This window comes from Streptomyces glaucescens (genome assembly GCF_002154375.1).
GTDB classification, from domain to species: Bacteria; Actinomycetota; Actinomycetes; order Streptomycetales; family Streptomycetaceae; genus Streptomyces; species Streptomyces glaucescens.
Window position 1 is genome coordinate 1 of the sequence record NZ_MUND01000467.1, and the last position, 6,955, is coordinate 6,955.

At 74.6% G+C, this 6,955-nt stretch carries 6 protein-coding genes; 3 read left to right on the forward strand and 3 right to left on the reverse strand.

Annotated features, from left to right (window positions below):
• From CCN42_RS28135 to CCN42_RS28145, 3 genes are all read right to left on the reverse strand, one after another.
• A partial coding sequence (locus CCN42_RS28135) for a transcriptional regulator (RefSeq protein ID WP_245877497.1) occupies positions 1-818 on the reverse strand: 818 nt, incomplete at its 3' end.
• A complete protein-coding gene (locus CCN42_RS28140; protein WP_086739803.1) occupies positions 815-1,207 on the reverse strand; it encodes a hypothetical protein in 393 nt (130 codons plus the stop codon). The genes CCN42_RS28135 and CCN42_RS28140, both read right to left, overlap by 4 nt.
• Positions 1,208-1,378: 171 nt before the next feature.
• Complete coding sequence (locus CCN42_RS28145) at positions 1,379-2,788, reverse strand: type III PLP-dependent enzyme domain-containing protein (protein ID WP_211294817.1); 1,410 nt, start codon at positions 2,786-2,788, stop codon at positions 1,379-1,381.
• 167 nt (positions 2,789-2,955) lie between these two features.
• On the opposite strand from CCN42_RS28145, the gene hutU reads away from it, so the two are divergent.
• From hutU to CCN42_RS28160, 3 genes are all read left to right on the forward strand, one after another.
• Entirely contained in the window at positions 2,956-4,620 is a 1,665-nt protein-coding gene (hutU, locus tag CCN42_RS28150; protein ID WP_086739807.1) for a urocanate hydratase, read from the forward strand.
• Positions 4,617-5,834 (forward strand): allantoate amidohydrolase, encoded by a 1,218-nt coding sequence (locus CCN42_RS28155; protein WP_211294818.1) that lies wholly within the window; start codon positions 4,617-4,619, stop codon positions 5,832-5,834. Before hutU ends, CCN42_RS28155 begins: the two co-directional genes overlap by 4 nt.
• Positions 5,831-6,955: formimidoylglutamate deiminase (locus CCN42_RS28160; protein ID WP_422641197.1), on the forward strand; the 1,125-nt coding region annotated here is incomplete at its 3' end. The genes CCN42_RS28155 and CCN42_RS28160, both read left to right, overlap by 4 nt.

A 6,955-nucleotide genomic window follows, 5' to 3' on the forward strand; every position in this document is an offset into this window, starting at 1 on the left:
TCCCCTCCCCCCGGGACCGGCGACAGGGCGGCCGGTCCCGGGGGGAGGGGAGTGGTGTGCGGCGCGGGGAGTGGTGGCGCGGCGAGTGGTGGTGGGGCGGGCGGCGCGTCGAGCGGGGCCACCAGGCCGGTGGCCGCCAGGCGGCGGATGTCCACCAGGGTGTGGAAGCCGGGCCGGCCCAGCTCCCGGGCGATGTCCGCCGCCGTGCGGACCCCGTCCACCAGGTCCAGCACCGCCTGCTGCCGGGGCGGCGGCGCCGGGCCGCCCGCGGGGTCCGGCCGGGTCAGCGCGGCGGTGTCGGCGCGCGGATCGGGCCAGATGCGGTGCAGCAGCTCCCGGCGGCGCAGGGTCTCCCGCTCCACGTCGGCCACCGGCACGGGGCGGAAGCCGGCGGGCGGCCGGAGGCCGCCGTAGCGGAACCGCCCGGGCGCGCTGCTCGGCGCGAGCACGAAGTACGCGGCGTCGAACAGTGCGGCCAGCCGGCACAGCTCCAGCGCGCCCGCGGGGAGCCGCCCGCCCGCCACCAGCAGCCGCCCGGCGTCCGCCCCGGCCCGGTCGGCCGCCTCCCGCCAGGCGGCGGAGTCCAGCGTGCCGTGGGCCGTCAGGAGCACGTCGAGGCCGGGTGCGGCCGGGCTCTCGGCGTGCACCACGCCGCCCTCCACGAGGTGGAGGGCGCCGCGTTCGCGGACCAGTACCCCGGTGGCGCGCTCGGCGGCGAGCCGGGACAGCATCGGCGACGGCCCGGCCGCCGCCCGCGCCGGGGCGCCCGCGCGGTCGCGCAGCGGCAGGGGCGGGGGAGTGGTGCCGACGGCGCTCATCCCAGGACCAGCCGTCCGGCCAGCTCGCCCAGCCGGATGCGGGCCAGGGCGAGGTTGCCGTCCGCGCGGCCGAGCCACACGTGCAGGAACACGGTGCTGTCGAACGACGTCGGCACGAACCGCAGGACGTGGTAGGCGTCCCGGTTGCTGATCAGCAGGTCCTCGACCGGTGGATCCGCCTCACCCGGGCCGCCGTCCGGGGCGAACGTCTTGTGCTCGGCCGCGAGCCGGGCCAGTTCCGCGGACTCCGCGCAGGCCGCCTCGGCGTCGCCGCCCGGGAACTCCCCGACGACGCCGAGCGCGAGCCCGCTCGTCCAGTCCACCAGCGCGGCGCCCCGGGCACCGGGCAACCGCATCGCATCCAGCAGGCACTCGTCGATCCCGGGCACGCTGACTCCCCTCCCCGCCTGTCCTTCGGTCGAGTGACGCCGAAACTACGCTCTGTGGGGAGGGCGGGTGAGGGTTCTGGCATTTTCCGTTGGAACATGCGTCGGGCGTACTAGTGTGGGTCAACTGCCCCTGTGTCCAAGTCAGTTGAACAGCGAACCGACCGGCGTGCGTCAAGGGCGCCCAGGCTCGCGCAGGGTGGTGAGCGCGTTCGCCCGCGCCCCTCCGGACTCGGCCACGATCTCCTGGAGCGTCTGCGGCTCGCGGACCGTCGCGAAGGCCACACCGCCCGTGCCGTCGGGCGCGAAACCGTGGATGCCGGGGCGGGCCAGCGAGTTGTACGCGTAGTGGTGGGCGAAGTAGTAGGCGCCGGTGTCCAGCGCCGCCGCGTAGTCGCCCGGTTCGAGCAGGGGCAGGGCGCGGGCCTCGGCGAGCAGGTCGCCCGCGAAACAGGCCGGGCCCGCGACGTCCTGCACCGCCTCCGGGCCCGCCTTCGGTCGGCCCTTCGCGTCGTAGGCCGCTATCCGCAGCGGCCAGGCGGCGGGCGCGTAGACCGTGCGGGTGGCGACCTGGACGCCGGCGTGGGTCACCGCCACCGGGCGCCCGCCCGCCGACTTGGTGTACTCCACCCGCGCCACCACCGTGCCGTGCTTGGCCAGCAGCGACCGCCCGAACTCGGTGACCAGCCCGTACCGCCCGGCGAAGAGGCCCGGGACCGCCTCGCGCAGCAGCCGGGCGTACTGCGTGTACGTCGGGCTCGTCTCGTCCGAGGCGAAGTTCACCGGCAGGCCGCCGCCGATGTCGATCGTGTCGATCTGCGGCCGGCCGATCCGCCGGTTGATCTCCTCGGCGAGCGCGTGGACCTCGGCGACCCCCCGGGCCATCAGCGGCAGCGGAATGCCCTGCGATCCGGTGTGCGCGTGCAGCCGGGTGAGCCAGGGGCGCGCGGCGTAGGCCCGGACCACCCACTCCCGCGCGCCCTCGTCGCGCAGCGCCACCCCGAACTTGGAGGTGGCCGTCGCCGTGGAGAGGGCCTCGATGGAGCCGCCCCCGACCTGCGGGTTCACCCGGAGGCCCAGGGGCGAGCGGCTGGGCGCGGAGGCCATCAGGGCGTCGAGGCGGCCCAGCTCCTGCGGGTTGTCCGCGTTCACCGCGATGCCCAGCGCCAGCGCCTCCCGCAGCTCCGCCGGGGTCTTGGCGGGGGAGTCCAGCACCGTCCGCTCCGGCGGCAGGCCCGCCGCCCGGACCAGGGCCAGCTCACCGGGGCTCGCCACCTCCGCGCCGATCCCCTCCTCACGCAGCAGCCGCAGCACCGGCACGAGCGGGGTCGCCTTCACCGCGAAGGCGTGCAGCACCGGCGTGCCCGGCGCCACCACCGCGTCGAACGCCGCTCGCAGCTCGGCCGCCGACTCCCGGATGCCCGTGACGTCGAGCAGCCCGACGATGGGCGTGGCGGGGTTGAGCAGGCCGCGCTCCACGGCCGCGCGGACCGCCTCGTCCCGGCGGGCCGCCCGCTCGGCGCCGCCCCGTCCGGCGCTGCCGGCGCCGCCCCGTCCGGCACCGTCGTTCCTCGTGTCGACCACACCAACCCCCGTCCCGTCGTCGCCCGGCCCGGTGTCCGGCCCTGCCTCCAGCGAAACATCCGCGGCGCGCCCGCGCCGGAACACCGATGTATTGACTAGGTCTATTCAGAGCCTCAAGATGTGAATAGCTGTAGAAACGCAGATCGTCGTCCGCCAGGAGGCATGCCATGTCAGGACCCCGCCCCGTCCGAGCACCGCGCGGCACGGAACTGAGCGCCCTGGGATGGCAGCAGGAGGCCGCCCTGCGGATGCTGCAGAACAACCTGGACCCCGAGGTCGCCGAGCACCCCGACAAGCTCGTCGTCTACGGCGGCACCGGCAAGGCCGCCCGCGACTGGCGCTCCTTCGACGCCATGGTCCGCACCCTCCAGGGGCTGAAGCAGGACGAGACCATGCTCGTCCAGTCCGGCCGCCCCGTCGGCGTCATGCAGACCCATGAATGGGCGCCGCGCGTCCTCATCGCCAACTCCAACCTCGTCGGCGACTGGGCCAACTGGGAGGAGTTCCGCCGCCTGGAGCAGCTGGGCCTGACCATGTACGGCCAGATGACCGCCGGCTCCTGGATCTACATCGGCACCCAGGGCATCCTCCAGGGCACCTACGAGACGTTCGCCGCCGTCGCCGCGAAGAAGTTCGGCGGCACCCTCGCCGGGACCATCACCCTCACCGCCGGACTCGGCGGCATGGGCGGCGCCCAGCCGCTCGCCGTCACGATGAACGACGGCGTCGCGCTCTGCGTCGACTGCGACCCGCGCGCCATCGAGCGCCGCATCGAGCACCGCTACCTGGACGTGAAGGCCGACAGCCTCGACCACGCCCTCCAGCTGGCCGTGGAGGCGCGCGACGCTCGCCGCCCGCTCTCCATCGGCGTCCTCGGCAACGCCGCCGAACTGGTGCCGCAGCTGCTCGCCATGGGCGCCCCGATCGACATCGTCACCGACCAGACCTCCGCCCACGACCCGCTGTCCTACCTGCCGGTCGGCGTCGCCTTCGACGAGATGGCCTCCTACGCCGCCAAGGACCCGGCCGGATTCACCACCCGCGCCCGCGAGTCCATGGCCCGGCACGTCGAGGCCATGGTCGGCTTCATGGACGCCGGTGCCGAGGTGTTCGACTACGGCAACTCCATCCGCGGCGAGGCCCAGCTCGCCGGATACGACCGGGCCTTCGCCTTCCCCGGCTTCGTGCCCGCCTACATCCGCCCGCTGTTCTGCGAGGGCAAGGGCCCGTTCCGGTGGGCGGCGCTGTCCGGCGACCCCGCCGACATCGCCCGGACCGACAAGGCGATCCTGGAGCTGTTCCCGGAGAACGAGTCCCTGGCCCGCTGGATCAGGATGGCCGGGGAGCGGGTCCACTTCCAGGGCCTGCCCGCGCGTATCTGCTGGCTCGGCTACGGCGAGCGGGACAAGGCCGGCGAGCGGTTCAACGACATGGTGGCGAGCGGGGAGCTGTCCGCACCGGTCGTCATCGGCCGCGACCACCTCGACTGCGGCTCCGTCGCCTCGCCGTACCGCGAGACCGAGGCGATGCTGGACGGCTCCGACGCGATCGCCGACTGGCCGCTGCTCAACGCGATGGTCAACGTGGCGTCGGGGGCGTCCTGGGTCTCCCTCCACCACGGTGGCGGTGTCGGCATGGGGCGGTCCATCCACGCCGGCCAGGTGACCGTCGCCGACGGTACGGCGCTGGCCGGGGAGAAGATCCGCCGGGTGCTGACCAACGACCCCGGCATGGGCGTCATCCGGCACGTCGACGCCGGGTACGACATCGCGGAGTCGGTGGCCGAGCGGCGGGGTGTGCGGGTCCCCATGCGCGAGGGTGACGGCGCGTGAGTTTCCACAGCATGTGGGCGGAGCTGCTGCCGATCGGCCGCAGTTCCGCCTCCGGCGGCTACCGGCGCTACGCCTGGACCGGAGCCGACACCGAGTGCCGCGCGTGGTTCAGGACACAGGCCGAGGCGCGCGGACTGCGGTACGAGGTGGACCGCAACGGCAACCAGTGGGCCTGGCTCGGGGACCCCGGGGCGGGGGACGCCGTCGTCACCGGGTCGCACCTGGACTCCGTGCCCGACGGGGGCGCCTTCGACGGGCCTCTCGGGGTCGTGTCGTCCTTCGCCGCCCTGGACGAACTGCGGGCCCGGAACGCCGAGCTGGGCAAGCCCCTCGGCATCGTCAACTTCGGTGACGAGGAAGGCGCCCGGTTCGGACTGGCCTGCGTGGGCTCCCGGCTCGCCGCCGGGCAGCTCACCCCGGAGCAGGCGCACCGGCTGACCGACGGCGACGGGGTCTCCCTCCCGCGGGCCATGGAGGCCGCCGGACACGACCCCGAGGCCATCGGGCCGGACCCCGAGCGGCTGGCCCGGATCGGCGCCTTCGTCGAGCTGCACGTCGAGCAGGGGCGGGCCCTGGACCTCAGCGGGGACGCCGTCGGCATCGCCAGCGCGATCTGGCCGCACGGCCGCTGGCGGTTCGACTTCCGGGGCGAGGCCAACCACGCGGGCACGACCAGGCTCGCCGACCGGCGCGACCCGATGCTGCCGTACGCCGAGACCGTGCTCGCCGCCCGCCGGGAGGCGCGGCTCGCCGGGGCCGTCGCCACCTTCGGGAAGATCACCGTGGAGCCGAACGGCGTCAACGCGATTCCCTCCCTCGTGCGCGGCTGGCTCGACTCCCGGGCCGCCGACCAGGACACCCTCGACACCGTGGTGAACGCGGTGGAACAGGCCGCCCGCGAGTACGCCGCCGCGCACGGCGTCGACCTCGGCGTGGTCCGCGAGTCCTTCACCCCCGTCGTCGAGTTCGACCACGCGCTGCGCGACGAACTCGCCCGCATCCTGGGCGGCGACACGGACCTGCAGGTGCCCGTGCTCGGCACCGGCGCCGGACACGACGCCGGGATACTCTCCGGGACCGTCCCGACCGCCATGCTGTTCGTGCGCAACCCCACCGGCGTCTCGCACTCCCCGGCCGAGTTCGCGGCCGAGGACGACTGCGTGGCCGGAGTGCTCGCCCTCGCCGACGTACTGGAAGGACTGGCCCGCAGGTGACCAAGGCGACGACCACGGCGACCTATTGGCTGGAGCACGCCTGGCTCGGCACCCTCCCCCAGGCTCTCGGCTCCGCTCGAGCAGGGGGGACCCCCATCGAGCCGGGTGTGGTCCTGGAGACGGACGACGGACGCATCACCGCCGTCCGGACCGGGGCCGGCACACCGCCACCCGGCGCGGAGATCCTGCGGGGCCTCACCCTCCCCGGCCTCGCCAACGCGCACAGCCACGCCTTCCACCGCGCCCTGCGCGGCGCCGTCCAGGTCGGCAGCGGGACCTTCTGGACCTGGCGCGAGGTCATGTACGCCACGGCCGACCGGCTCACCCCCGAGAGCTACCACGCCCTCGCCCGTGCCGTGTACGCCGAGATGGCCCTGGCCGGCATCACCGCCGTGGGCGAGTTCCACTATGTCCACCACGCGCCCGGCGGCAGCCGCTACGCCGACCCCAACGCGATGGGCGAGGCCCTGATCGCGGCCGCCGCCGAGGCCGGCATCCGGATCACCCTCCTCGACACCGCCTACCTCTCCTCCGGCTTCGGACAGCCCCCCAACCGCCACCAGCTCCGCTTCTCCGACGGGGACGCCGAGGCCTGGGCCGAACGCTGTTCACTTCTCGAGGAGCGCGAGCACGCGCGGATCGGGGCGGCCATCCACTCCGTGCGGGCCGTGCCCGCCGCCCAGTTGGCGACCGTGGCACGCTGGGCCGAGGAACGGCGGGCCCCGCTCCATGTGCACCTGTCCGAGCAGACCGCCGAGAACGACGCCTGCCGGGAGGCCCACGGGTGCACCCCGACGCAGCTGCTCGCCCGGCACGGCGTGCTCGGGCCGCGCACCACCGGCGTCCACAACACCCACCTCACCGCCGAGGACATCTCGCTCATCGGCGGCAGCGGCACCGGCACCTGCATGTGCCCGACGACCGAACGGGACCTCGCCGACGGCATCGGCCCCGCCGTCGCCCTGCAGAACGAGGGCTCCCCGCTCTGTCTCGGCTCCGACAGCCACGCCGTCATCGACCTGCTGGAGGAGGCGCGGGCGATGGAGCTGAACGAGCGGCTGCGCAGCCGCACCCGAGGGCACTGGACGGCGGCTGCCCTGTTGCGGGCGGCCTCCGCCGAC